The organism is Sphingomonas melonis (genome assembly GCF_013409985.1).
GTDB classification, from domain to species: Bacteria; Pseudomonadota; Alphaproteobacteria; order Sphingomonadales; family Sphingomonadaceae; genus Sphingomonas; species Sphingomonas melonis_A.
In genome coordinates this window covers 895,304-918,775 of sequence record NZ_JACCBY010000001.1, presented here as the reverse complement: position 1 = coordinate 918,775, position 23,472 = coordinate 895,304, and the positions used below count along the sequence as shown (strand labels likewise).

The following is a 23,472-nucleotide window of genomic DNA, read 5'->3' as shown; positions in this document are numbered from 1 at the left end:
GCCTGGTCACTGGTATCAGAAGCGGAAGGCGCTCGTCAGGCCGAACTCGCGAGGATTGGTCACGCTCACGTTCCGGTAGCCGGAGTCGTAGTCGATCCCCGCGGAAGTCGTCGCGGTGGAGTTGGAGCTGTAGATGAAGGTGACCCGAGATTGGTTCAGCACGTTCTTGGCGAAGGCGCTGACCTCCCAGCGACCATCGGCGGTGCGCACGCCGAGGAAGACGTCGATGAGCGTGCGGCTTGGATAATCGTAGTTCGTCCGGTCGGAGAAGACGCCTGGACGGTAGCTGAGCAGCCCGCGGGTGAAGGGCTGGAGATTGCCGCCCGTCGGCAAACGCAGCTCGGTCGTAGCAGTCAGACTGAAGTCCGGGGAGTCAGTCAGACGGCTGTAGCTGCAATAGCTGACGTTTCTGGTGCCGACCACGCGATTTTGGCCGGGTCCACCAGGTATACCGTTCCCGTCGTTATCGACGCATGGGAGGACCGTGCCCTTGTCGTAACGCGCATGCGAGTACGCCGCGTTGATCCCCACATCCCAGAACGTCGTGGGCCTCAGGTCCAACGTCGCCTCGACGCCCTTGATGGTAGCGTCGCCGTTGTAGTTAACATCGAAGATGCCGTTTATGACGGGACGGTCGGTGACGTTGTTGACTGGCGGCCCGGCGTTGCTGCACGCGCCGTTGATGTCGCGGCAATTGTACGGAATGCCGGCGAAACGCGAAAGGAAGCCGTCGAACTTCTGATAGAACGTCGCGACCGAGTAGCTGACGCGTCGGTCGAGCAGAGCCCCCTTGATGCCGATCTCGAAGTTGTCGGTCGTCTCATTCCCGCTGACGAGGAGATCGCTCGTCACCCCGGCGGGAGCGCCGATCGCGACGCTGCCTTGCCGGAAGGCCCGACCGTACGATGCATACGCCGTGAAGCGGTTGCTGGGTTCCCACGTTAGCGTCGCACCGCCGGTCAGCGGCCGCGAACGCCCGTTGCGCAGTTCGTCGGGAATGCCCTGATTCGCGAAGCTAAAGCCGGGGATCGCAGGAATTCCGAAGGCCGGCGCGCCGGCAAAACCCGGCGAGCTGACGAGAATGTCGACAACCCGGTCGTTGTTGTTGATCGTGTAGCGAAGTCCCCCTTCCAGCGTAAAGTCGCTGACGTGGAAGCGCGCATTGGCATTGAAGGAATAGGTGTCCGCCTTCGCCGGCGCGCGGATCTGCGTCAGGATCGGCAGATTGAGTCCGAGCGAGTACGATACGGGTGCGAAGAAGCTGTCGACCGGCTGCGACAGGCGGGTCGTGCCGCGCTGCTGCTGGTAGAACGCGCCGACGCTCCAGCCGAAGAAGCCGCTGTCCTTGGATGCGAGGCGGAGATCACCCGTCAGCACGTAGCTGGGCGAGTTCTGACGAACGAGGTTGATGAACCCGGGAATGGCATTGCCGGTATCGACGTCGCGCAGCGCGAAGAACTTGGATGACTGATAACCAGTGACCGCCGTCAGAGTCGCTCCGCCCAGATCGAGGTTGGCGTTCAGATTGACGGTATGCGTCCTGGTCTGGATACGCGCCGGCCCTTCCTGGACCGCGCCGTAATCGTCCAGCGCCAGCGGCGGACCGCTACGGGTGGGATCACCAAGCGCCGGCGCGTTGCCCGGACCAAACACCTGGCTGTACTGGCGGTTGTCGGACTCGAGGTACTGGTAGGTCAGGTACGCCGTCAGCCGATCTGACGGCCGCCAGCCCAAGGTGATGCGGCCGCTCTGCGTCTCGCTGTTGGAATGGTCACCATTCACGAAGTTGCGAAGCTGGTTCAGCCTGTTCCCATCAACCAGGGCCGCCACGCGGATGGCGAACGTGTCCGAAAACGGAAGGCCGACGCCCATCTGGGCGTTGTAGCCGTGCCGGTTCGTGCCGGTGATCTGCCCGTAGCCGGTCACCTTGTCGAAATCCGGACGGCGGGTCGTGATTGTGATGGCGCCTGCAGGCGCCGAAAGTCCGCGCAGAAGCCCCTGAGCACCGCGCAGCACCTCGATCTGGCCGATGTCGTACAGCGCGGTGAACAAGGTCTGGGCGCTCGTCGGCACCTCGTTTAAATAAGTCTGCACCGCCGGCGACGTGCCCTGGTCCGGATCAAAGGCGATACCACGAAGGGTGATCGCGTTGCTGCGGCCGGAAGGATTGGTGACCTCCAGCCCCGGTGCGAGACGCCCGATGTCACGGGCATCGAGGATGTTAAGCTTCTCAAGCTGCTCCCCGGTCGCGACGTTGATGCTGATTGGAACATCCTGAAGCGTCTGGGACCGACGCGTAGCCGTAACCACGATGTCAGCGCTATCCGGAACTGTACCGGCGACATCCGGCTGCTGCTGAGGAGGAGCGATCGGCGTCTCGTCCTGAGACTGCAACGGCTGCGTGCCTTGATTGGCGGTCTGCGCGTCCGCGACATGCGCGCAGGCCAGTGCCATCGCCGAAACGCCCAGCTTGATTATAGCAGATGCCTTCATGAGCCCCCCTCCTTGTTGAGGCCAAGCCGTTCTTCGACCCGGTCCTCCTAGAAACTGACGGGTTCACTATTCCAATGTTCGGCCCGCGGCAAGCGAAATAGTACTATCCGTTCGTTAAAATCAGCCGCCGTGACATAGGGTGCTCATGAAGGCGCACCGACTCTCCGAATGCCCCCCACGCCACCGATGCGTCAGCAGACTGCTCGTCTACATGATGTGCGAAACTTCTTCCGAGCCGTGCAAGTTAATGAAAAGTTGTGGGTGCCATGACTCTTTGATCCGGAACGAAGGCGCTGACCTGATGGCTGCCTGATCGGTCTCACGTACGGACTGAATTAGCGACTGGAGCCTGCGGCTGCGGCTCGCGGTCGGCACAGCATCATGCGCGACAGTCTCCGGCGGGGATGCTAGACGAGACCGTTGGTTCCGAATTCCCTAACCGATCATCATGACTTCCAATCGAGGGACACACAACGCTCAAGAGCCAAAGCGGCGCGCGAACGCAGAACGACATGTGTCCAACGGTAACGGCTCACCGGACGGGCCGTCGTTCGCGTCTAGGGGCTAAAGCTGGCTCACTACGGCCAAGGCGCGCGTGGCGTCGGCAAGTCCGCGGCCACTGAGACGTGCCGACACGAGGCTGCGATTTATGATGACGCTTCTGACACCCTCCGCTTCCGAGTGGAGCCCGTCATGGGTCTCAGGTCCACCCAGACGGGGCGGAACTGCCAAATTCCTTAACGACGTGGTGACATCCCTCAGAGAATAGCCACACCCGCATTCCATGCCTTCGGCTACGACGCACCGGCGAGGCTGGAGTTCTCATTGCAGCATTTCGAAAGGGCTTTCCGGACCGGCCGCCGTCATCGCGAACCGTCTTCGAAGAGACCGTCACCGGACCCTCTACCAGATCTCACGTGACATCATGAAAACCGCAACCGCCCGATCGGCGACCTGCTCCATCTCCGTCGGGCTTGGTGAGCGGATGCCGCTCTCCTGCTGATGCCACCCGCATACAGCCGACAGTAGGAGACCTGCGATGCCGTCGGGATCGGACGCTGGTATGCCGTCACGCCCGGCGGCCGCCCGTATGTCTTCCGCGATGACCTCCACACCGCGCTGGTATCCCAGATCGTAGAAGATTAGGGAAACCTCGGGAATGCGATGGCGTACGCTCGCCAGAAGACGATAGTAGCATTCAACCTCGGGATTGGTCAGCCCGCGGCCGATGCTCCGCAGCCGCTCGCGCAGCCGATCACCCAACTCCGTAGGTAGAAGATGGTCCGACTTGCTCGAGGTGGAAGACCAGTCCTCTATGCTGTCCTTGATGACGGCGGATAGCAGCGCTTCCTTCGACGGATGTCGAGAGTACAGCGTCCCCTTCGATATGCCGAGCTCCGCTATGACGGCATCCATCGCGAGCGCGTCGAAACCTTCCTCGAGAAACATCCGCCGCGCCGTGACCAGGATGGCCTCGTCGATGGCGGCGACCTGCTTGGCGCTCGGACGGCCGCGCCGAGGTGCAAAATTCAAGCTTGTACTCATGCCTCGTCCATATCGGAGCTTAGGCCCGATCCGCAACGGCGGTACAGATCACGGAACTGCGAAATGAGGCTCGGCGCGCTCGATGGGTGACGGCCGAACGATGGAGTTCATGCGCCAAGCAGCTCGAAGCCTTCCTCGAACTTCCCCGACGAGTCACAACCAATCGCGACGTCGTACTTGCCCGGCTCCAGCACCCAGCCCTTCGTCGCGGCGCTCCATAACTCAAATCCCGGGGACCGATGGGAACGTGAGCCGACGGCGCTCGCCCGGCCTCGGGCTCACTCGCTGAAACCCTTCAACTCGTGGACAGGTCGCGCGGATGATCCCACACGCTGATGCACACAGAGCTGCGCCAGCTCGTCCACGACCCGCGTTCCCGTGTTCGTTAGTTCGACGCTCATCACGACATCCGCGCCCAATCGTACGGCAGGCTTCTCCACTTCGAGACCCGAGTATTCGAAGCTCGAGTAGCTGAGGCCATAACCGAAGACGTAGGCCGGCTTGCTCTACTGGCCCCAGTACCGCCGTCCCGCGTTCGATGGTTCGTGCGTATGTCAGGTGGGAGTAGTACATCGGTGATTGCGCGGCCCCCCTAGGCCAGGTGAACAGGAGCTTCCCGCCTGGAACCCGTCACCAAAGATCAGACTCGCGGTAGCGGCACTGCCCGCCGATCCATGATACATCATCTCGAGGATCGCCGCCGCCCGTAAGTCCTTCAGATCCACCGGGCGCCCGTTCAATAGAACCACGACGACGGGCTTACCGGTCGCGACCACGGCATCGAGCATCGCCTGCTGGCGTCCTGGGAGATCGAAGCTCGCCTTCGACGCGGCTTCGCCGTCCATCTCCTGCCTCTCTCCGACGAGGACCCCCGCCACGTCGGCATCTCGCGCCGCCTGGACGGCCGCCGCTATGGCCGTCCCGTCGTCCAGCGCGGCATCCGCACGGGATTGGCCACAGCTAGACTCTGGAAGGGGAGGAGAAGCGTCTAAGCCGGATGGACACACCCTGCGAGTAGATCACGCTGATCCCGCCCCCCCGTCGCCTTGATCGCGTCGACGATACTGCCCTGCACCGGCTTGTTCTGCTTGGAAACCCAGGGACCGAGGGCGTCAGCACCGGAAGCAGCGAGATCTCCGATCATGGCGAGCCGTCGAACGCGGGACCTGTCGAGCGGGCAGACCGCCCTCGTTGCGCAGCAGCACGGCATCACCCTCCGCGGCGAACCGCGCCACCAGGAGACTGCTCCGACTGGACAGCACCCTGTCCACACGCCGTTCGTCGACGTAGGGATGCTCGAAGAGACCAAGCGGATCTTGGCTTCCAAGATACGTCGGACGGTTTGGTCGAGTCTCTCCAAGCTGACCCGTCCGGACGCAATCGCTTCACGAAGGATACGGTACCTCGGAAGGCTCGCGTTCATCTCCATGTTCACGCCGGCATCCAGCGCCTTCGCGGCCACCTGCTGCCAATTCTCGGCGATGCCGTGCATCCGCAGGCTCTCCACCGCCTCGGCGTCGCTGACAACGAAGCCCTTGAAGCCCCACGTCTTGCGCAGCACGTCGGTGAGCAGCCACCGGTTACCCGTCGCAGGAACGCCGTTCAGCGGCGGGTAGGCGCTCATGATGTTGGCCGCACCGGCGTCGATGGCGGCCTTGCATGGCGGCAAATAGACGTTCCACAGGGTCTCGTCCGGCATCCCGGCCTCCTCGTACTTGCGACCGCCCGGTGCCCCCCGTATCCTGCGAAGTGCTTCGCCTCCGCCATGACGCGCCCCGGGGGCGACGATGCGGCTGCCTTGGACGCCCCGGACCTGCGCCGCCGCCATCGCGCTGCCGAGGAACGAATCCTCGCCGGCACCGTCAACCATCCGGCCCCATCGCCCGTCACGCGAGACGTCGACCATCGGGGCGAACGTCCAATGGCTGCCGACTGCCCGGCTTTCCTTCGCCGCCTCTCGAGCCCGCGCGGCGCCCTCCGGATCCTAAGATGCTGTGTTCGCGATAGGCGCCGGAAAGATGGTCCGCAGACCTTGGATGACGTCGAAGACGACCAGCAGCGGAATGCCGAGCCGGCTCTTCTAAATTGCAATCCGCTACGGCCGGTTAATTTCGACGGGATCGCTGACGAAGAGGATCGCCCCCACCTTGACCGCAGCGACAGACGCTTCCGGCTGACTGCGCGCAGTGGTATTGTCAAAGACTAAGACGTCGCTCAGCTGACCCGCCTTCTCCTGAACGGCCATTCGGGCAAACGGCTCGGCCACTCGCTGTGCGACTTCGTCGTCCCCCACGGCATTGGAGACAGCGTGCTCTTTGATCATAGCGACGGGATCCGTTGACGCGGTCGCGGCGGAACCTGCAACGAGCCTGACCGCTGCTGCGCAGGGCACACCCACCCGCCGGCCGTTCCTCCTCATTCCATGGCGCGCCATCACCCTCCTCGTTTCTCAGGTATTCATTATCGTACGGACGGCACGGTTTAAACTCTTCCAAGTTTCGTGCCTCGACAAGAAGTGCGATATTGCCCTTGCCAAACGTACGGACCGTGCGATATAGGGGATGGGCAGCTTGAACTGCCTGTTGAGAGGATAGACAATGCACCGCACGATCATCGCCCTGTGTCTCGTCGCCGCGCCGGCCGTCGTCTCGGCGCAGGCAGCGCCGGCCGCGAAGGCTCCTGCTCCGGCGGCCGCAACCACCGCAGCGGTCAAGCACTATACAACCGAGGACACCGAGATCGGCACGTTGCTGGACGATCCAGCCGCCCGCGTCGTGCTCGACAAGCACATCCCTGGGATGACGACCAACGAGCAGGTCGACATGGGGCGCGCCATGACACTGAAGGGCATCCAGCAATATTCGCCCGATCAGATCACGGACAAGGTACTGGCCGCGATCGACGCCGACTTCCAGAAGATTCCGGCGAAGTAACCAGGCATCGTGGTCGGACTCGCCCGACGCGTCCGATCACGATCATGCCTCCGTCATCTGCGCGTAGTCTGCCAATAGTGTCGAGATGCGCGATCAGCGGGCGAGGTTCGCCCGGATCGATTCCAATCTCACACACGGACCATCTAGCCAGCGGCGGAGTGGTTTCAGCAGCCCGCGTTTCGTTTATCCGGATCTGATCCTCCCCAGGGGTCCGCCGAGCGAAATGGCGGGCTGCAATAACATTGAGACTATATGAAAGAGGGGATGAAATCAGATGTGGAACCGGCGACAGATCGTTGGTGGCGGTGCCGCCATGGCGACGATGGCGGTAGCCGGGAGCCCGCTCTGGGCCCAGGCGACGGAGGAGGTCGTTGAGGTTGACCTGAGGCATGAGACCGGACCGCTCGATCACATCTGGTCCCGCTGCGCCGGTTCGGACCGAGCCTCCATCACGTTGCGTGAATCGTGGCGGCACGATCTCGACCGCTTCCGGAACGAGACTGGCCTGCAGCGGGTCCGCTTCCACGGCATCTTCAATGATGATCTCGGCGTCTGGCCCGGCGGCCTCGGCGGGCGCGAGCCGAACTGGCAAAACGTCGACGCGGTCTACGACGGCTTACTCGAGCGCGGCGTCCAGCCTTTCGTCGAATTGAGCTACATGCCCAAAAAGCTGGCGAGCGGCACGACGAAGCTCTCGTTCACCTACAACGCGAACATCACACCTCCGACATCTGCAGCGGAATGGGCATCCTTCGTCCAGGTCTTCGTTCGGCACCTCATCGACCGCTACGGCGCGCGTGAGGTAAGGCAATGGTACTTTGAGGTCTGGAACGAGCCAAATCTGCGGTTCTTCTGGTCCGGTACGCAGGCCCAATACTTCGAGATGTACAAGGCCACTTCAGCAGCCATAAAGGCTGTCGATCCTGCTCTGCGGGTCGGGGGACCATCGACCGCGGCGGTCCAGTGGATGCCCGAGTTCCTTGCCTACTGCGAGCGCGAAGGCGCTGCCGTCGACTTCGTCTCGACGCACATCTACGCCGGTGACGATCAGAAGGAGATGTTCGGACAGGCCGGACGATACAGCCAGACGCAGGTGATTCCGGCGGCGATGGCTCAGGTGCGAGCTCAGATCGACGCCACGAAGTTCAAGGGCGCCGAACTGTGGCTCAGTGAGTGGTCTTCAGATAGTCCCGCGATGATCGCGCACATCATCACCCAGTGCCTGCCCTATTGCCACGCGATGTCGCAGTGGGCTCTCAGCAATGTCTTCGAGGAGATCAACATCCCCAACTTCATTCTGAAGGAGGGCGATGGCGGTTGGGGAATGCTGGCGCAACGGAACATCGCGCGGCCCTCCTTCAACACGTACAAGCTCCTCCATCGGCTTGGGCAACAGCGGCTTCAGTCAACCGGACCGGCGCTTGCTAGCCGTACGCCCAAGGGCGCGGCAGTCCTTGCCTGGAACCTTGCCGAGGTCCAGCAACCCTCCGGGATCCCCGGTGCCAGTACCGAGCGCAAGGTCACCGGCGGTCCACGACGCCTGAAGATAGCTCTGCGAGGCGCCAAGGCCGGTGCTAGCGCGAAGCTGACGTTCGTCGATCAGGAACGCGGCTCACCACTGCCGAAGTGGCGGGCGTTGGGATCGCCGCAGTACCCCACCCGGGCCCAGATCGAGGATATTAGGCGAACGGCAGAGCTTCCCTCCCCCGAAACCCGCCGCCTCGATCGAAACGGCGAGCTGCAGATCGATCTGCCGCCCGAGGGCGTCGTGCTGATCGAGATCTGAGTCATCGGGACGCAAGGTGAATCGACGCCCGGTCGCGCTGGCAAGCCGTGCGACCGGGTGTCGTTCGGGACGATAGTGGCGTCAATCCATTACGCAGGGGGCTAGACGCCGATGGAAGTGGTTGCGGTCGACATCGGGGGAACCCACGCACGTTTCGCCGTCGCCAGGATCGACGCGGGACGCGTCGTCCACCTTGAGGAACCGATGACCCAGCGGGTCGCGGAGCACGCGACCCTTCCTCTCGCGTGGAACGCCTTCGCCGAATGGCTCGGTCGTCCCCTACCTCGTGCTGCCGCGATCGCGCTCGCCTCGCCGATAAATGGTGAGATCATCAAGCTCACCAACAATCCCTGGATCATCCGGCCACCCTTCATCCAGGACCGGCTCGGGGTCGATCGCTACACCCTCATCAACGACTTCGGCGCAATAGGGCACGCAATCGGCCAGTTGGAGGGAAGCAGCTATGTCCACCTCTGCGGCCCGCCGGGCGATCTTCCCGATACGGGCGCGATCACGGTATGCGGACCAGGAACCGGTCTCGGCGTCGCGCAGGTCGTGCGCGGTGATGGCACGTACCGGGTGATAGCCACCGAAGGCGGACATCAGGATTACGCAGCGCTCGACGAGATCGACGATGCGTTGATCCGACGGCTGCGCCCGACCTACACGCGGGTCTCGACGGAGCGCGTCTGCGCTGGTCCTGGACTCGTCCACATCTACGAGACCTTGGCGCAGATCGAGGGACGTCCATTCGCGCATCTCGACGACAAACCTCTGTGGGAGCTCGCCCTTTCCGGTTCCGACCCATTGGCCACCGCAGCTCTCGAACGGTTCTGCCTGAGCCTCGGCGGGGTGGCGGGCGATCTCGCGCTCGCGCATGGCCCGACCGGCGTCGTGATCGCCGGAGGATTGGGTCTTCGCCTGAAGGACAGGCTCGTCCAGTCCGGTTTCTCGCAACGATTCGTGGCAAAGGGGAGATTCCAATCACTCATGGCCACCATCCCCGTGAAGATTATCACTCATCCACAACCGGGCCTGTTCGGCGCCGCGGCAGCGTTCGCCCAAGAACACCCTGGCTAGTCTCCCAGGCGCCGATGCGAGATCCCTATCACCCGAGCTATAAGTCACCCTTCCGCTGCCACCGAGCAACACGGTTTCGAGATGATCCGCCGCCAAGCTCGGAGGGCGACGGCAGCTCCGAACCCGTGTCCAGGTACCGCATGCACGACAAAGGCTCTCGAAGTTGTCAGTCGCACGCGTGACCAGCATGCTGGTCTAGCGACCAATCAGTCAGCCGATGATCAGACCAAGCTCGCGGAGGAGATCGCCCGCTTGCCCGATCGAGATCCTCGCGCCGCGGAAGAGCCGTGCGTCGTCAATACTTAGTCCGCCTAGATCAACCTCCCGGAGGTCGGCACCGGCAAAACGTGCACCGCGCACGTCCGCTTCCCGAAGGCTGGATTGCTGAAAGGTCGTCTCCCGGAAGTCGCAACCACGTACATCGGCCTGAGAAAGGTCGAGCCGGTTCAGGTGTCCCTTGTGGAAGGACAGGCCCGGCATCGTAGCTCCGATCAGTAAGGTTTCCTCAAAGGTAATGCCACTGGTGCGGCTCTCGCTGAGATCGGCACCAGTCAGCCGACAGCCGCTGAAGCTGGCGTCGATCAGTTTGGATCGACGCAGGACCCCGTTGCTGAGATCGCTGGCGACGAAAACCGCTTCGGTCAGATCAACTCCAACCATATCGCAGAAGCCGGCGCGACAGGACCGCCACGTGGTGCCCTCGAGTGTCGCTCCCGCAAGCCCGGCCCTCCGCAGGTCGCAGCGTTCGAACTTCCACCCGACGAGGTCCATCCCCTCGAGAGCAGCTCCGGCCAGATCGCAGTCGATCAGATGGGCCGGCCCAGCGAGCGTCAAGCCGAGTACGTCAGAACGATCGAGCGTGCGGTTCAGAACGACCGACGAGAACACAGCGTCATTCGAATCCGACATTCACACTCCTCGTTTCGGCTCGTCCGGCCGCCGGCGGCTTCGGATGAAAAGGTCGGAAGCGGGATGTTCCGGCTCCACGCGTTACGCCCAGCCACTTCCATATCTCGGCCACCGCGAACTGATCCTCAAACCATCTGCCCGCGCCTGATCAGCTCGCGGTACCACTCGGCGCTCAGCTTCGGCGTGCGCTTCTGCGTCTCGAAGTCGACATAGTGCAGACCGAAACGCTTGGCGTAACCCTCGGTCCACTCGAAGTTGTCGAGGAGGCTCCACACAAAGTATCCGTCGAGCGGATAGCCCTCCTGGACCGCTCGTTGCACGTTGGCCACGTAGTTGCGCAGGAACATGATGCGGTCGGTGTCCTCCACGCGGCCGTCACGCAAGGTATCCCCGGCAGCACAGCCGTTCTCCGAGATGTAGATGCTCCGCGGCTTCCATACGTCGTTCACGAGCCTGACGGCCCAGTAGGCCACCTCGGGCCCAACCATCAACCAGTCCAGGTCCATCGTGGGAAAGGCCCGAGGTCGCGGCACGACCGCGTAGCCGTCGGCCCGATCCGGTGCGCTTCGGACGTACAAGGGAGCATAGACGTTGAGCGCTACGAAATCGAGAGCGCTCCCGATGGCCGCCATGTCGCCCGCCGCAATGACCGGCGGCTTCGCCTTCGCTTCCAGAAGCTCGGCGGGGTATCGGCCGGTCATGATGGTTTCCAGGAACGCGCCGTTCATCTTGCGCATGGCCTTCTGCGCGGCCGCCACATGCTCCGGCGTCTCGATGACGGGAACCGGGATCATCGGATTTTCGGCGATGCCGACCTGGACGCGGCGACGGCTGCCGGCACGGATCGCCTGCACGGCCAGACCATGCCCCAGCAAGGCATGATGCCGCGTCTGGTTCAACGTCGCGAGATTGCTGCGGATTCCTGGGGCGTGGACGCCGAAACCGTACCCTCCGTCGATAAAGGCGCGGATCTCGTTGGTCGTCATGAAGTGACCGACACGATCGGAGAACCGTTCCGCGATCAGTCCCGCATAGTCGGCGAATGCCTTGGCGGTATCACGGTTCTGCCATCCGCCCGGCAGAGCCGTCGGCGTGTCCCAATGGAACAGTGTGACGTGCGGTTCGATGCCGTTGGCGAGCAGGTCGTCTATGACGCGACTGTAGTGATCCAGACCCTTCTGGTTCACGGCGCCCCGTCCTTCCGGGAAGATGCGCGGCCAGGCGATCGAGAAGCGGTATGAGCCGACCCCGAGAGCCTTAATCAGTTGCGTGTCCTCTTGATAGCGGTGATAGCTGTCGCAGGCGACATCTCCGGTATCACCATTTTTGATCTTACCCGCCGTGTGCGAGAACACGTCCCAGACGGACTGCCCGCGACCGTCCTCCGCCACCGCGCCTTCAATCTGATAGGCCGCGGTCGAGCAGCCCCAGCGGAAACGCTTCGGAAAGCGGAATGCCGGCTTCCTCGGTGCCGCCGCTGCGAGCGGTCCGGCCGATGCGGCGAGCGCCCCGACGGCGGCAAGCTCGACCAGGCTTCTGCGGGTAATCATTGCCTCTCTCCCGAATTGTGTTGGATGAACGTTAGCACCCGAAGACGCAGGCGCACTCGAAAACGTACGAGCAGGACGATTAGCGAGCCACGTCTATGCGCCGGTCGTCGCCAGCGTTTCGTCTTCCGGCCTCACCGGCGCATCATCGCTCGGTTGGCGCGCGTTGACGAGACGCCTGAGGCGGGGGGACAGCCAACCTTCGAAGTCACTCACCATCTCGTAGACGACAGGGACGAGGATCAGCGAGAGCAGCGTCGAGCTGATGAGTCCCCCGATGACGGCAAGTGCCATCGGCTGTCGGAATTCGGCGCCCTCGCCGAACCCGATTGCCGTCGGCAGCATTCCGGCGGCCATGGCGACGGTCGTCATCACGATCGGGCGCGCCCGCTGATGGCAGGCGTTCCGCAGCGCCTCCTTCATCCCCTGCCCCGCCCTTTGATCCTCGATCGCGAATTCAACGAGAAGGATCGAGTTTTTCGCACAGAGGCCGAGCAACATCAGAAGGCCGATGAGCGCCGGGAGATCGATAGCCATTCCAAAGATCTTGAGCGCCAGGAAGGCACCATAGAGGGACATCGGAAGAGCCGCGAGGATGATGGCCGGCTTGAAGAAACCTCCGAACAGCAGCACCAGAACTGCATAGGTCAGCCCGATGCCGGCGAAGATCGCGAGGATGAACCCGCCGAACAGGTCGGCCATGGCCTCGGCGTCGCCGACCGCGGCCTCCCGGACCCCGGCCGGAAGCCGCTTCATTGCCGGAAGCGCATGGACCGCCTTCAGAGCGTCGCCGATCGTCGCACCAGACGCAAGATCGGCCTGGACGGACACCCTCCGCTCACGATCGTAGCGCACGATGCGGCCCGGCCCCGCCGCAAACTGAAGATCCGCCACCGTGGCCAGCGGCGTCGTTCGTCCGTCAAGTGTCGGTACTCGCAGCTGTCCCAGCTGGGCGAGGTCCGCTCGGACCGGCTCGGCGAGCCGCACCCGAATCGGGACACGACGGGAGCCTTCCGAGAACTTCGCGACGTTGGCATCGATGTCGCCGATCGTCGCGATCCGCAGAACCTGCGCGAGCGAGCGGCTGTCGACGTTGAGGCGCGCGGCCTCGATCGGCCTCGGCGTCACGACAAGCTCGGGTCCCGCCGGCGCGGGAACGGCGCGCGGATTCGCGATCATCGGCACCGTGCGCATCTCCCGTAACAGACGATCCTGCACGGCCTCTAGCTCCTCGCCATCGTCGCCAGCGAGCACGATTTCGACGCCTGCGGAACCCATGTCGCTTTGATTGAGGAAGCGAACGTCGGCTACCGAGGCGAGCAGCGGGCGGCTCAGCTGACGGAACTGGTCGGTGGTGTGCGTGCGGTCATGACGAAGGATGACGGTCATCGTCCCCTCCCTCACGTCGCTTCCCGCCGCCGATGCCCCGATCGCCCCGCCCGCAGAGGAGCCGATCTGCGCGAAGACGCGCTCGACGTCCGGCTGCGCCAGCAGGATGCGCGTCGCACGGGTCACGGCGGCATCCATGTCATCGCGTGTGGCCCCCGGAGGGCCCTGAACCTGGAGATACAGGAAGCCGGGATCGCCAACGGGTTGGAAGCCGGTCTGGAGGGACCCTGCGATGAACAGCGAGGAGACGAAGACCAGCGCGCCCAGCGCGGTCGCCCACCAGCGGTGATCCAACATCCAGTCGAGGATGCGGCGGTAGCGTCCCTCGAACGGCCGCTCCACCACGGTATGCACACTAGGCTTGAGGAAGTATGCCGCGAGCAATGGTGTGAGCAACCGGGCAACGACGAGGGAAAATATGACGGCGATCGCGACGGTCATGCCGAACTCGCGGAAGAATTGGCCCGCCGTGCCAGGAATGAGCGACACCGGGAGGAAGACGGCCACGATCGTGGCGGTGGTGGCGACGACTGCCAGTCCGATCGCATCGGCGCCGATGATCGACGCGCGGTACGGCGACAGGCCCGCCTCCACACGCTTCTGGATGTTCTCGATCTCGACGATCGCGTCGTCGACGAGGATCCCGATGACCAACGTGAGTGCCAGTAGCGTGATGCTGTTCAGGCTGAACCCCACCGCGGACATGACCGCGAAGGTGGGGATGAGCGAAAGCGGCATCGCGATCGCCGCGATCGTGGTCGCGCGCCAGTCGCGGAGGAACAGAAAAACCACGAAAGCCGCCAGGATCGTTCCTTCGATGAGGACGTGCTTGGTCGAGGCGAAGCTCTGCCTCGTCGAGTCCACCGTCGAAACGATTGGGGTAAACCGTAGGTTCGGATGATCGGCACCAAGCTTCGCCACGGCGCGGCGAACGTTATCCTCTGCGGAAACGTCGCTGGCGGCGCTGGTCTTGTTGACCTGGAAGCCGATCACCGGACGCCCATCGAGCCTCGCGAAGCTGCGGACCTCGGCCGCGCCGTCGCCCACCGTCGCGACGTCGGACAGGCGAAGGAAGCCCGTCTGGACAGGGATCGTCAACTCGCCGAGCGCTTCGACCGTGCGGGCGGAACCGACCACCCTGATCGTCTGCTCACGGTTACCCACGTCCGCACGCCCGCCCGCCTCGTCGGTGTTGAAGCGTGCGAGCGCCTGACTGATCTGCGGTGCGGTCACCCCCCTGGCGGCCATTCGTGCGGGATCGAGGATGACGTTGACCTCTCTGTCCACGCCGCCCACGCGCGACACCTGCGCGACGCCCGGTTGGGCCTGCAGCGCGCGGGAGACGGTGTCGTCGATGAACCAGGAAAGATCAGCCTCGCTCATCCCGGGTGCCTGAACCGCATAGGTGACGATCGGCGCGCTCTCGATGTCCACCCGCTGAACGGTGGGGGGATCGATACCCTGCGGCAGTTGCACCCGCACGCGTTCGACCGCGGTGCGGACTTCGTCGATCGCCTTCTGCATGTCGGTGTGCAGCACGAACTCGATCGTCGTCGTGGACGATCCGAGTGAAACGTTGGAGCTGACATGCTTTACGCCGGCGACGCCGGCAAGCGCGTTCTCCACCGGCCGGGTCACCTGCGTCTCCAGTTCCTGCGGCGCCGCTCCGCTCTGCGTGACGCCGACCGATACGATCGGCAGCGCGACGTTGGGAAAACGCTTCACCGGGAGCTGGAGGTAGGCGACGATGCCCGCCAGCGTCAGCGCGATGAAGAGGGTCACGACGGGGATCGGTCGGCGGACCGCCCAGGCCGAGATTTGCAGGCTCATCGACCGGATCCCAACGTCGGCCGGACCACGTCACCATCGAGGACGAAGGCGCCGCCCCCCAACACGACGCGGGTCCCCGGGGGGGGGCCGCTTGTGAGTTCGACATACCCGCCACCCCGGCGACCGACACGCACCGGCCGGGATCGGACCGCGTTCCTCCGATCGAGCGTCTGCACCGTCGCACCCGAAGCTCCGTAGCGGACCGCGGCTTCCGGTACGGTCAAGACGGCTCTGCTGTTGGAGGCGAAGTCGGCCTGGGCGAACCCGCCCGGCCGGATGTCGGGCCTTACCGGTAGCGCAAGCCGTACGCGGACCAGCCCTGTCTGTGGATCAACTCGCGCACCGATCAGGCGGACATGGCCCACGACCTCGGCACCGGACGCGAGCCGAACCGTAGCCGCATCGCCCATCCTGACATTCCCCGCCTGAGCTTCGGGAAGCTCGGCATAGAGCTCGACCAGATCACCCCGGCCAATGCGGAACATCGCCGTCCCCACCTGCGAGGTGTCTCCTGGTCGGACCGTCCGCTCGAGCACGCGCCCGGCAACCGGCGCGCGTACGACGAGGCGGCTGCGGCGGACCTGGAGGTCCTGCAACTGGGCACGCGCCACGGCGACCTGAGCGCTCCCGGTACGCGCGGCAAGCCGTCGCTCCGAGATCGCCTCGTTGGAAAGAACGCCCTTGTCATCCAGCCCACGGACGCGATCCGCCTCGGCCCGGCTGCGTTCGGCCGCGACCTGCTGCTGCGCGAGGGTCGCTTCGGCCTGCAGGATCTGTGGGCGCAGCAGCGTATCGTCGAGCACGGCTAACGGCTGCCCCGCGCGCACCATGGCATCTTCATCGACCAGCACGCTCGCCACGCGGTATCCGGGAAGCTCCGGCGAAACGGCGGCCTCCTCTCGCGACAGCAGCTGCCCGGAGGCGGTGGCCGCGCCGGACAGGGGCCGCGATGCCACGGTGCCGACACTGACCGTCGCGAGGTCAGGCTTGGATCGAGCAGGCTGTCCCTCCTGGCAGCCCGCCAGGGATCCGCCAACGAGTACGAGAAGGGGAATGTACCGGATCATCGTGTACCCGTTCGATGCGATGTTGAAGTGAGAACGAGGCCGGCGGCATCCGCATCCGGGACTGGCGTCCAGCCTCCCCCGAGCGACCGGTAGGCAGCGACGGTGTCGCGGAGGGAGAGGGAGCGCTGGTTGATCGCCGCCGTGCGCGCAGTCCGCCACGCCTGCTCGGCCTGCAGCAGCGCCGTAAGATCGGTGACGCCGATCCGGTAGCCGGTGCGCGCGGCATCGAACGCGAACCTGGCCCTTTCCTCCGCACGGTCGAGCGCCGCTGAGCGTTCGCGATCCGCTATGATCGATGCCAGGGCGCGATCCGCCTCCTGATAGGCGGTCTGAACCGCACGCTCGTAGCTGACGACCGCCTGAAGACCGCGCGCCTCCGTGATGCGGAGCGAGGCAAGCAGACGGGGTCGGTCGAGGACCGGGAGCGCAAGCCCGGCGCCGAGCGTCCAGACGATGGAAGTCGCCCCGAGTGGCGCGTTGGTACTGGAGAACGCGGCACCTGGCCGGAGGTCGATGCGGGGAAACAAGGCAAGCCGATCGACACGGACCTGCGTCGCCGCGGCCGCAAGCCTCAGCTCGGCGACACGTACGTCCGGGCGCCTCGCGAGGAGCTGAGCAGGTATTGTCGCAGGCGGCGCAGGCGCGGGGCTCAGATCCGGAGTGATCACCAATGAAGCCAGCGGGTCGGTGCCGCGACCGGTCAGGATGAGGATCTGCCGCCGGCTCGTGTCGAGAGCGTTCGAGAAGCGTGCCACTTCGGCGCGCGCGTTGGCCTCGTCGGTTTCGATCCGCGCCGCATCGCCGCCGGCAGTCAGCCCGCGCTCGACGCCGAGGCGAGCGGCGGCAGCGAGTTCGCCGCTTATCCTGAGGGTGTCGCGCGCATTGGCTAGCTGTGCGGCTTCTCCGCGAGCCTGGAAGAGATAGCTTGCGATGTCCGCCGCCACGCTGACGCGGGTCGCCTGATAGTCGAGGGTCTCGGCGGCGAACGTCTCGCGGGCCTGCCGCCGGACGGCCGCCAAACGCCCGAAGAGGTCTATCTCCCAACTCGCGTTCAGCGACAATCCGTAGTTGTTTATCGGGCCCGTCGGGTTGAACAGTTGGCTGAGATCCGTTCCCCCGGCGGACGGCGTGCCGAAATCGATGGCTGGGAGATTGGTCGAGAGCTGGCTCGTGTAGGGTCGCGTGTAGGTTGCGCCGAGATTGCCTGTCGGCCCGGTGTCCCGGATCGATCTGGACCGTACCGCACGCGCTTCGAGGAGCCGCGCGAACGCAAGCCGCGAATCAAATCCGTCGGCAAGCGCGCTTTCGATCAGCCCTGAGAGCTGCGCATCGTCGAATACGGTCCACCATTGGTCCAACGGCACGTTCGCCTCTGCAAGCAGCGACTGTTCGAAGGCGACTGGGAGTGCGGTTTTGGCGGACGGGAGATGGACAGATGGCGCACACGCAGCCACGGTCAATGCCAGTACGGCGGCAGCAGTTTTGCATAGCGCATTGCTGAACATCGGATCCCCCCCTCGTCGCCGTTAAACGTACGGCTAGTACGATTGTCACGCCGATAGCCGGATATATCCGCTCGACCGACCATCCTGGATTTCAGTACGTCGAGAGTCTTACTCGCAGCAGTGCCGGCTTTTCGTTGAAGTTGAAGCCGTAGGAGATCTGGTCGCCGTTCCAACGGCGCGTCCGCTTCCAGCGACCGTCCACGAACGTACCCTCTTCAGCGCTCACGATCTGACCATTCAGGGTCGCATCGCTCGTGGCGAACTTGAACCTGCTGTACTGCCCCGCCACCAGGAATTCGTCGGGACCGAGTTGCGCGACGACGCCGCCCCCGACCGGCTCCTTGGCCCAGGGCGGAGGCTCCATGCCGGGCCACGTCGGAATGTCGAAGTTGTTCTGACCGTAGACGACCGAAACCCTCCATCGTCCCATAACGGTTGAATCCTCACCCGACTTCACCTTCGACGTACCCCAGGTCGGGCGGGTGCTTGCGATCGCCGCCCAGTCACTGGCGATAGGCCTGAACAGCCGGTAGGGTGCCGCGAACGCCTCGATCGTGGCGGCGTCCAGCGTTCGGGCTCCAAGAGGGTAGTTCGAGTAGTTCGTGGCATCCATTCCGAAGGGCGCCCACCCGATCGCGCCGCGGCCCAGCGCCGACCAGAAGAAGCGGGCGGCCCACGGCGCGTTGCTGGTCTCGGGCACGAACAGCGCGTTGTCGGGGCGCGTGTAGCGGTCGAGGAGACCCGCATACGTCTTTTCGAGTGGGAGATAGAGGTCCGGGCCAATGAGGTCGAGAGAAGGTGCAACCGTCTTCCAGATCGGCAGTACGTTCCAGTTTGGTCCCCCGCTCGCGATCTGCGCGGCCATCGCGGTTCCGGTCGCATCGAACACAGCGGCGTTGGTGTACATGGGCAGCCGCTTCTCAGCCTTGCCCGCCGCCGCCACCTTCTCGACGAAGCGCGCGTAGGTCCACGCGGCGAATGCCTGGTCGGCCTCCTTGCCGAACGCAGAGGTCCATGTTCCAGCGGTCTTTCCCGAGTCACGGACGACGGCTTCGGGAACGGGTTGAGCGAAGAGCTTCTCTGCGGCTGGCGAGTAGTCGCGTGCCACGCCGTGGGTCCCTATCTCGTTCTCGACCTGCACCATTATCACGGTATGCTGCGCGTCCGTCTCTCGCAGATGGCGCATCAGCGCCACGAAGGCCTTACGGTCGGCAGCAAGTGTCGCCTCTCCCAATGGCGAAAGCGTCAGCGTCGGTCGTCCATCCTGTCGCTGCAGACGGGGAAAACGCTTCGTATCGCCTTTCACCCATTCCGGGGCGTACGTCGACTCGCCGTTCTTCCAGCTGCCGAACCATAGGAGGACCAGCCGTGTGTCATGCTGACGCGCCTGCTGTATCAGCGTGTCCACCCACCCAAAGTCGAACCTGCCCTCGCTTGGCTCCAACTGCTCCCAGGCGACTGGAACCTCAAGCGTGTTCGCCTCCAGGGCGTGTACGACCGGCCATACCTGCGGCAGCACATCTGGATAGTTGCTCGAATTGTGCACCTGCGCGCCAAGCATGAGGTACGGCTTGCCGTCGACGACGAGGGCGTGCCTGCCATTCGCAGTTCGTAGGAACGGGATGTCCGACGCGACGGCTGGGCATGCCATGACCGTGCCGCTCAGCAGGAGCGCGAGAAGGCGCGGAATCTTGAACATCATCACTTCCTTCGGAGAGGAAGGACACCGACGATCAGGCCGACCTAAATGCAGCCGTGCTGACGGAACGCCCCTCCATACGATTCTCAATTTAATCGTACGCACTGAACGATTAACGGTCAATGGCGTAGTTTGTCTCCGCACCTTCTTGATGCGCCGTCGAGACAAGGGATGGTTCCCGTTCGCGAACCGCAGTCTGATGGCGGCGCTCGGCCCCGTCGGCACCCACATCAAGGCTGGATCCGCCGCTGCTTGATCCCTGCTGATCAAGCCTTTCAGCTAGCTTCGGCGGCGGTGCTCAAGAAAGGTCGAGCTCCGGCCATGTTGCAGCTCTGACGTAGCACCTGCGATGTCGGCGCATGTGACCTGCCGCCCGGATAGCTCCGGCGGCGCGCCGCGGTCACGGGTCATCGCCAGCCTGCATCGATCCAATAGGCATGCCCGGTACACAGCCGAGCGTCGTCGGAAGCCAGGAACAGCGCCAGCGCCGCGACGTCGGACGGTTGGATGCGACCATCGAGGCATTGCGCCCGGACGATCTCCGCCTCACCCTCTGGGGTATACCACTTCTGCTGCCGTGGCGTCTGGACGTTGCCAGGCACGATCACGTTGCACCTGATCCCGCTGCGACCAAGATCACGCGCCAAGCTGCGCGTCAGCCCTTCAATCGCGGCCTTCGCAGTCTGGTACAAAGCGAGGTGATCGAGTGCAAGATGCCAGCTGATCGAGCCGAAGTTCAGGATCGCGCCTCCGCCAGCCGCCTTCATAGACGGCGCCACGGCCTGAGCGGCGAAGAAGAGGTGGCGCAGATTGACGTTCATGCGCTCATCCCAGTACGCGGCGGTGACGTCCTCAATGGCATGACGATCATCGTTGGCCGCGTTGTTCACGAGAATATCACAACCGCCCTGCTCATCGATCAACTCGGAGAACACGGACGCCAGCGCATCGAGATCCGTCAGGTCGAGCTGCCGAAAGATCGGCGGGCGTACGGCTCCTCCCGACAGCCGCGCTGCCAAGGCCTGTCCGTCTGCCCGCCCAATATCGACGAATCCCACATGAGCGCCTTGGGCGACGAACGCCTCGACTAGTCCGGCACCGATTCCCGACCCGCCACCGGTGATGATGACGCGCTTCCCGCGCAACGAAGGATATGACGCCTTGGAGCCCGCTTGAATTTCATCCGTCATTGCCGTCGATCCCTTGATGCGGAGGTTCGCGAATCATGACGGGGCATCATGATGATCATTGCGCCGAGCGCCGGCGAGCGGCCATGATAAGGCACCCGCCCGAGCCACCGTTTCACGGAACCGCCCCGCGAAATACCTCGCCGTACGCCACCGCTTGCAGACCTATTCGCTACGGTCAGAAAGCGCCACCGTATTCGTACTAACCGTACATTAAGGCGGACTTTCCATATGGCAAGAGGACCGGCGTAATCCGCGCCGTCTGCAATGGCAGATCCGGGCTATCGCCGAACACCGGGAGCTACGAAAACCGGACATCTGCACTATGTCGCAGAACGGCGGGTCGTGATGGCGGTCCCTCGGCGACGACGGCTCCTAGGCGGGCTTCTCCAGCATCCCGAACTTCTGCAGCTTCTGCAGCACCGAGTAGACCTCGGAAAGCATCGCACGCACCATATGTTCAGCCGCGACCGGGTCCCGGCTGAGGATGGTGTCGAGCAGATCGAGATGCGCGGTCACAAGGTCTTCCAGCGCCCCTCCACCCGCAACGTGCTTGTGGAACAGCCAACCGGACCGACGATACAGCGTCTGCAGCGGTAGCAGGGTGTTGCCGAGCATCATCTCTCCCGAGGCCGACAGGATGACCCTGTTGAGTTCGCTATCGACAACGTTGAATTCTGCCAACGTCATCGTCTCGCCACCTTGACGCAATGCCTCCGCAGCCGCCACCAACTGCGCCACATGCTCTTCATCGGCGCGCTGAGCGGCAAGCTTGCACGCTATGGCCTCCATCTCGATGCGGACCGGCAGGAGCAGTCGCTCCTCCTCCAGGTCGAGGGGCGCGATCCTGAGGCCCGATCGTGGTAGGACGTGGATGAGGCGTGCCGTCGAAAGGCGCTTCACCGCGTCATGCACGGGGGTACGGCCAAAGCCGGACAGTCGCTCCAGTTCCCCCAAGGTCGTCCGGGATCCGGGTTGCAGCTCGGTCGTGACTATGGATGCCTCGAGCCGGTCGTAGGCCTGCTGCGACAAACTTCTGCTCTGCACCCTGCTTCCTGCCCCCTCCGCCACCGGCACGTGCCGGCGATCAGGCGGTGTGGCGCATAGAAGCTTTACAGCCAAGCGATGAGAACCTATCGGTACTGAAATTTCAGTTAGAAAATACCGTGGAGGGGAGACGGATGGTGACGAGTGGGGCCGCGCTGAAGCCGCCGAAGCCGGTCGGAAGACGACGGTGGACGATCGCCGGCCTTCTCGGCATCGGCGTCATCGTCAACTACTTCGATCGCGTGATCCTGACCGTCGCCGCGCCGGCCATCCAGCATGACTTCGGAATCGACGCGCTAACGATCGGTTTGCTGCTCGGGGCCTTCGGCTGGACCTACGGCTCCCTACAGATACCGGTGGGCATGCTGCTCGACCGGTACGGCGTACGCCGCGTAATGACGATCAGCATCGTCCTCTGGGCGGCGGCGTCGTTCGTCACGAGCGCGGCGATCGGCTTCGGTACACTGTTCGTCGCCCGTCTTCTGCTCGGAATCGCGGAGGCGCCCGCATTCCCGGCCAACGCCAAGGCGATCGGGTACTGGTTTCCGCGCGCCGAACGCAGCTTCGCCACCGCGATCTTCGACGCCGCCGCCAAGTTTTCAAACGTCGTCGCCATCCCCACGGTGGCACTGCTGGTGGTGACGTTCGGGTGGCGGGGCGCATTCATCGCGACCGGCTTTCTGTCACTCGCCTACTTCTTCGTGTTCAGACAGGTGTACCGGCAGCCCACCGAGGATGCTCGCCTAACGGACGAGGAGCGTTCATATATAGCCTCGGGCGGCGCCACCGAGGAGGGCGTGGCCAGTACGAACGGGACATCGCTGCTCCGGTATCTTGTCAAGCGTCGCAAGGTGTGGGGCCTTTCGATCGGCTTCGCTTGCTACGGATACGCCTTCGCATTCTTCATCTTCTGGCTGCCTGGATACCTCGTGCAGGAGATGAAAATGAACCTCCTCACCTCGGCGACCTTCACTATGATCCCGTGGCTTTTCGCCACGGTTTCGGATCTGCTGGTCGGTGGGTGGTTGATCGACCACCTGGTCGGTCGGGGCTGGAACGAGACGAAGGTGCGCAAGTCCATCATCGTGGCGGGCATGGTCACCGGACTTTCCGTGATTGGCGCCGGCATCACGCGTGATCCGTACTGGGCCGTCACTTGGATAACGCTGTCGCTGAGCGGACTGGCCGCAGCGGCACCTGCGAGTTGGTCCCTCCCGTCGCTCATCGCGCCGAAGGGTGGCGCGGGTACGATCGGAGGGATCATGAACTTCGTCAACAGCATAACGGGCATCGCGGCGCCCGCCGCGACCGGCTTCATCGTCGCGACGACCGGAACTTTCAGCGGCGCGTTCCTGCTCGCCGGAGCCATCCTGGCCATCGGCATCCTCTTCTTCACCGTCGTCATGGGGGACGTATCGCCGATCCCCGAGCCGACTCCGAACAACATCTGACCAG

General features: G+C 64.0%; 16 protein-coding genes and 1 pseudogene. 4 read left to right on the top strand and 13 right to left on the bottom strand.

Annotated features, from left to right (window positions below; genetic code table 11):
- Positions 1 to 15: 15 nt before the first annotated feature.
- The 5 genes and pseudogenes from HD841_RS04480 to HD841_RS04460 all read right to left on the bottom strand — a co-directional run bounded on the left by HD841_RS04480 (position 16) and on the right by HD841_RS04460 (position 6,361).
- Positions 16 to 2,493: a TonB-dependent receptor gene (locus HD841_RS04480; protein ID WP_179507647.1), complete on the bottom strand. Its 2,478-nt coding sequence runs from the start codon at positions 2,491 to 2,493 to the stop codon at positions 16 to 18.
- Positions 2,494 to 3,396: 903 nt separating this feature from the next.
- A complete protein-coding gene (locus tag HD841_RS04475) occupies positions 3,397 to 4,026 on the bottom strand; it encodes a TetR/AcrR family transcriptional regulator (protein WP_179507646.1) in 630 nt (209 codons plus the stop codon).
- 566 nt (positions 4,027 to 4,592) lie between these two features.
- Positions 4,593 to 5,045 (bottom strand): glycoside hydrolase family 3 protein, encoded by a 453-nt coding sequence (locus HD841_RS04470; RefSeq protein WP_179507645.1) that lies wholly within the window; start codon positions 5,043 to 5,045, stop codon positions 4,593 to 4,595.
- Positions 5,027 to 5,986: pseudogene (locus HD841_RS04465) on the bottom strand (glycoside hydrolase family 3 protein); the annotation flags it as partial. The pseudogene HD841_RS04465 and the gene HD841_RS04470, both read right to left, overlap by 19 nt.
- Before the next feature lie 147 nt (positions 5,987 to 6,133).
- The gene (locus tag HD841_RS04460) at positions 6,134 to 6,361 is read right to left on the bottom strand and encodes a hypothetical protein (protein WP_179507644.1); all 228 of its coding nucleotides are present in this window, start codon (positions 6,359 to 6,361) and stop codon (positions 6,134 to 6,136) included.
- Between the two features lie 274 nt (positions 6,362 to 6,635).
- On the opposite strand from HD841_RS04460, the gene HD841_RS04455 reads away from it, so the two are divergent.
- The 3 genes from HD841_RS04455 (at position 6,636) to glk (ending at position 9,837) form a co-directional block, all read left to right on the top strand.
- Positions 6,636 to 6,971 (top strand): hypothetical protein, encoded by a 336-nt coding sequence (locus HD841_RS04455; protein ID WP_218845359.1) that lies wholly within the window; start codon positions 6,636 to 6,638, stop codon positions 6,969 to 6,971.
- A gap of 313 nt (positions 6,972 to 7,284) precedes the next feature.
- The gene (locus HD841_RS04450) at positions 7,285 to 8,757 is read left to right on the top strand and encodes a GH39 family glycosyl hydrolase (protein WP_179507643.1); all 1,473 of its coding nucleotides are present in this window, start codon (positions 7,285 to 7,287) and stop codon (positions 8,755 to 8,757) included.
- Positions 8,758 to 8,868: 111 nt separating this feature from the next.
- On the top strand, positions 8,869 to 9,837 hold the full coding sequence (gene glk, locus HD841_RS04445; RefSeq protein WP_179507642.1) for a glucokinase: 969 nt from the start codon (positions 8,869 to 8,871) through the stop codon (positions 9,835 to 9,837).
- A 210-nt stretch (positions 9,838 to 10,047) separates the two neighbouring features.
- Here glk and HD841_RS04440 read toward each other — a convergent pair whose 3' ends face one another.
- The 8 genes from HD841_RS04440 to HD841_RS04405 form a co-directional block, all read right to left on the bottom strand.
- A complete protein-coding gene (locus HD841_RS04440; RefSeq protein WP_179507641.1) occupies positions 10,048 to 10,746 on the bottom strand; it encodes a pentapeptide repeat-containing protein in 699 nt (232 codons plus the stop codon).
- A 125-nt stretch (positions 10,747 to 10,871) separates the two neighbouring features.
- Entirely contained in the window at positions 10,872 to 12,296 is a 1,425-nt protein-coding gene (locus HD841_RS04435) for a GH1 family beta-glucosidase (RefSeq protein ID WP_179507640.1), read from the bottom strand.
- A 93-nt stretch (positions 12,297 to 12,389) separates the two neighbouring features.
- Positions 12,390 to 15,512, bottom strand: a complete 3,123-nt coding sequence (locus tag HD841_RS04430) for an efflux RND transporter permease subunit (RefSeq protein ID WP_179507639.1) — start codon at positions 15,510 to 15,512, stop codon at positions 12,390 to 12,392.
- Complete coding sequence (locus HD841_RS04425) at positions 15,509 to 16,579, bottom strand: efflux RND transporter periplasmic adaptor subunit (RefSeq protein ID WP_179507638.1); 1,071 nt, start codon at positions 16,577 to 16,579, stop codon at positions 15,509 to 15,511. Before HD841_RS04425 ends, HD841_RS04430 begins: the two co-directional genes overlap by 4 nt.
- Complete coding sequence (locus tag HD841_RS04420; protein WP_179507637.1) at positions 16,576 to 18,084, bottom strand: efflux transporter outer membrane subunit; 1,509 nt, start codon at positions 18,082 to 18,084, stop codon at positions 16,576 to 16,578. The genes HD841_RS04425 and HD841_RS04420 overlap by 4 nt, the downstream gene beginning before the upstream one ends.
- 91 nt (positions 18,085 to 18,175) lie before the next feature.
- Positions 18,176 to 19,786 carry a DUF5597 domain-containing protein gene (locus HD841_RS04415; protein WP_257015218.1) on the bottom strand — a complete coding sequence of 537 codons (1,611 nt, stop codon included), beginning with the start codon at positions 19,784 to 19,786 and terminating at the stop codon, positions 18,176 to 18,178.
- 404 nt (positions 19,787 to 20,190) lie between these two features.
- On the bottom strand, positions 20,191 to 20,973 hold the full coding sequence (locus tag HD841_RS04410) for an SDR family NAD(P)-dependent oxidoreductase (protein ID WP_179507636.1): 783 nt from the start codon (positions 20,971 to 20,973) through the stop codon (positions 20,191 to 20,193).
- A 372-nt stretch (positions 20,974 to 21,345) separates the two neighbouring features.
- The gene (locus HD841_RS04405; RefSeq protein WP_179507635.1) at positions 21,346 to 22,002 is read right to left on the bottom strand and encodes a GntR family transcriptional regulator; all 657 of its coding nucleotides are present in this window, start codon (positions 22,000 to 22,002) and stop codon (positions 21,346 to 21,348) included.
- Between the two features lie 149 nt (positions 22,003 to 22,151).
- Here HD841_RS04405 and HD841_RS04400 point away from each other — a divergent pair, with 149 nt between their 5' ends.
- A complete protein-coding gene (locus HD841_RS04400) occupies positions 22,152 to 23,468 on the top strand; it encodes an MFS transporter (protein WP_179507634.1) in 1,317 nt (438 codons plus the stop codon).
- Positions 23,469 to 23,472: the final 4 nt, after the last annotated feature.

Excerpts from the sequence above, each read along its gene's own strand:
- HD841_RS04480 (WP_179507647.1), bottom strand. The coding sequence starts at position 2,493 with ATGAAGGCATCTGCTATAATCAAGCTGGGCGTTTCGGCGATGGCACTG.
- HD841_RS04460 (WP_179507644.1), bottom strand. The coding sequence starts at position 6,361 with ATGATCAAAGAGCACGCTGTCTCCAATGCCGTGGGGGACGACGAAGTC.
- HD841_RS04455 (WP_218845359.1), top strand. The coding sequence starts at position 6,636 with ATGCACCGCACGATCATCGCCCTGTGTCTCGTCGCCGCGCCGGCCGTC.
- HD841_RS04450 (WP_179507643.1), top strand. The coding sequence starts at position 7,285 with ATGGCGACGATGGCGGTAGCCGGGAGCCCGCTCTGGGCCCAGGCGACG.
- glk (WP_179507642.1), top strand. The coding sequence starts at position 8,869 with ATGGAAGTGGTTGCGGTCGACATCGGGGGAACCCACGCACGTTTCGCC.
- HD841_RS04440 (WP_179507641.1), bottom strand. The coding sequence starts at position 10,746 with ATGTCGGATTCGAATGACGCTGTGTTCTCGTCGGTCGTTCTGAACCGC.
- HD841_RS04435 (WP_179507640.1), bottom strand. The coding sequence starts at position 12,296 with ATGATTACCCGCAGAAGCCTGGTCGAGCTTGCCGCCGTCGGGGCGCTC.
- HD841_RS04430 (WP_179507639.1), bottom strand. The coding sequence starts at position 15,512 with ATGAGCCTGCAAATCTCGGCCTGGGCGGTCCGCCGACCGATCCCCGTC.
- HD841_RS04425 (WP_179507638.1), bottom strand. The coding sequence starts at position 16,579 with ATGATCCGGTACATTCCCCTTCTCGTACTCGTTGGCGGATCCCTGGCG.
- HD841_RS04420 (WP_179507637.1), bottom strand. The coding sequence starts at position 18,084 with ATGTTCAGCAATGCGCTATGCAAAACTGCTGCCGCCGTACTGGCATTG.
- HD841_RS04415 (WP_257015218.1), bottom strand. The coding sequence starts at position 19,786 with ATGATGTTCAAGATTCCGCGCCTTCTCGCGCTCCTGCTGAGCGGCACG.
- HD841_RS04410 (WP_179507636.1), bottom strand. The coding sequence starts at position 20,973 with ATGACGGATGAAATTCAAGCGGGCTCCAAGGCGTCATATCCTTCGTTG.
- HD841_RS04400 (WP_179507634.1), top strand. The coding sequence starts at position 22,152 with ATGGTGACGAGTGGGGCCGCGCTGAAGCCGCCGAAGCCGGTCGGAAGA.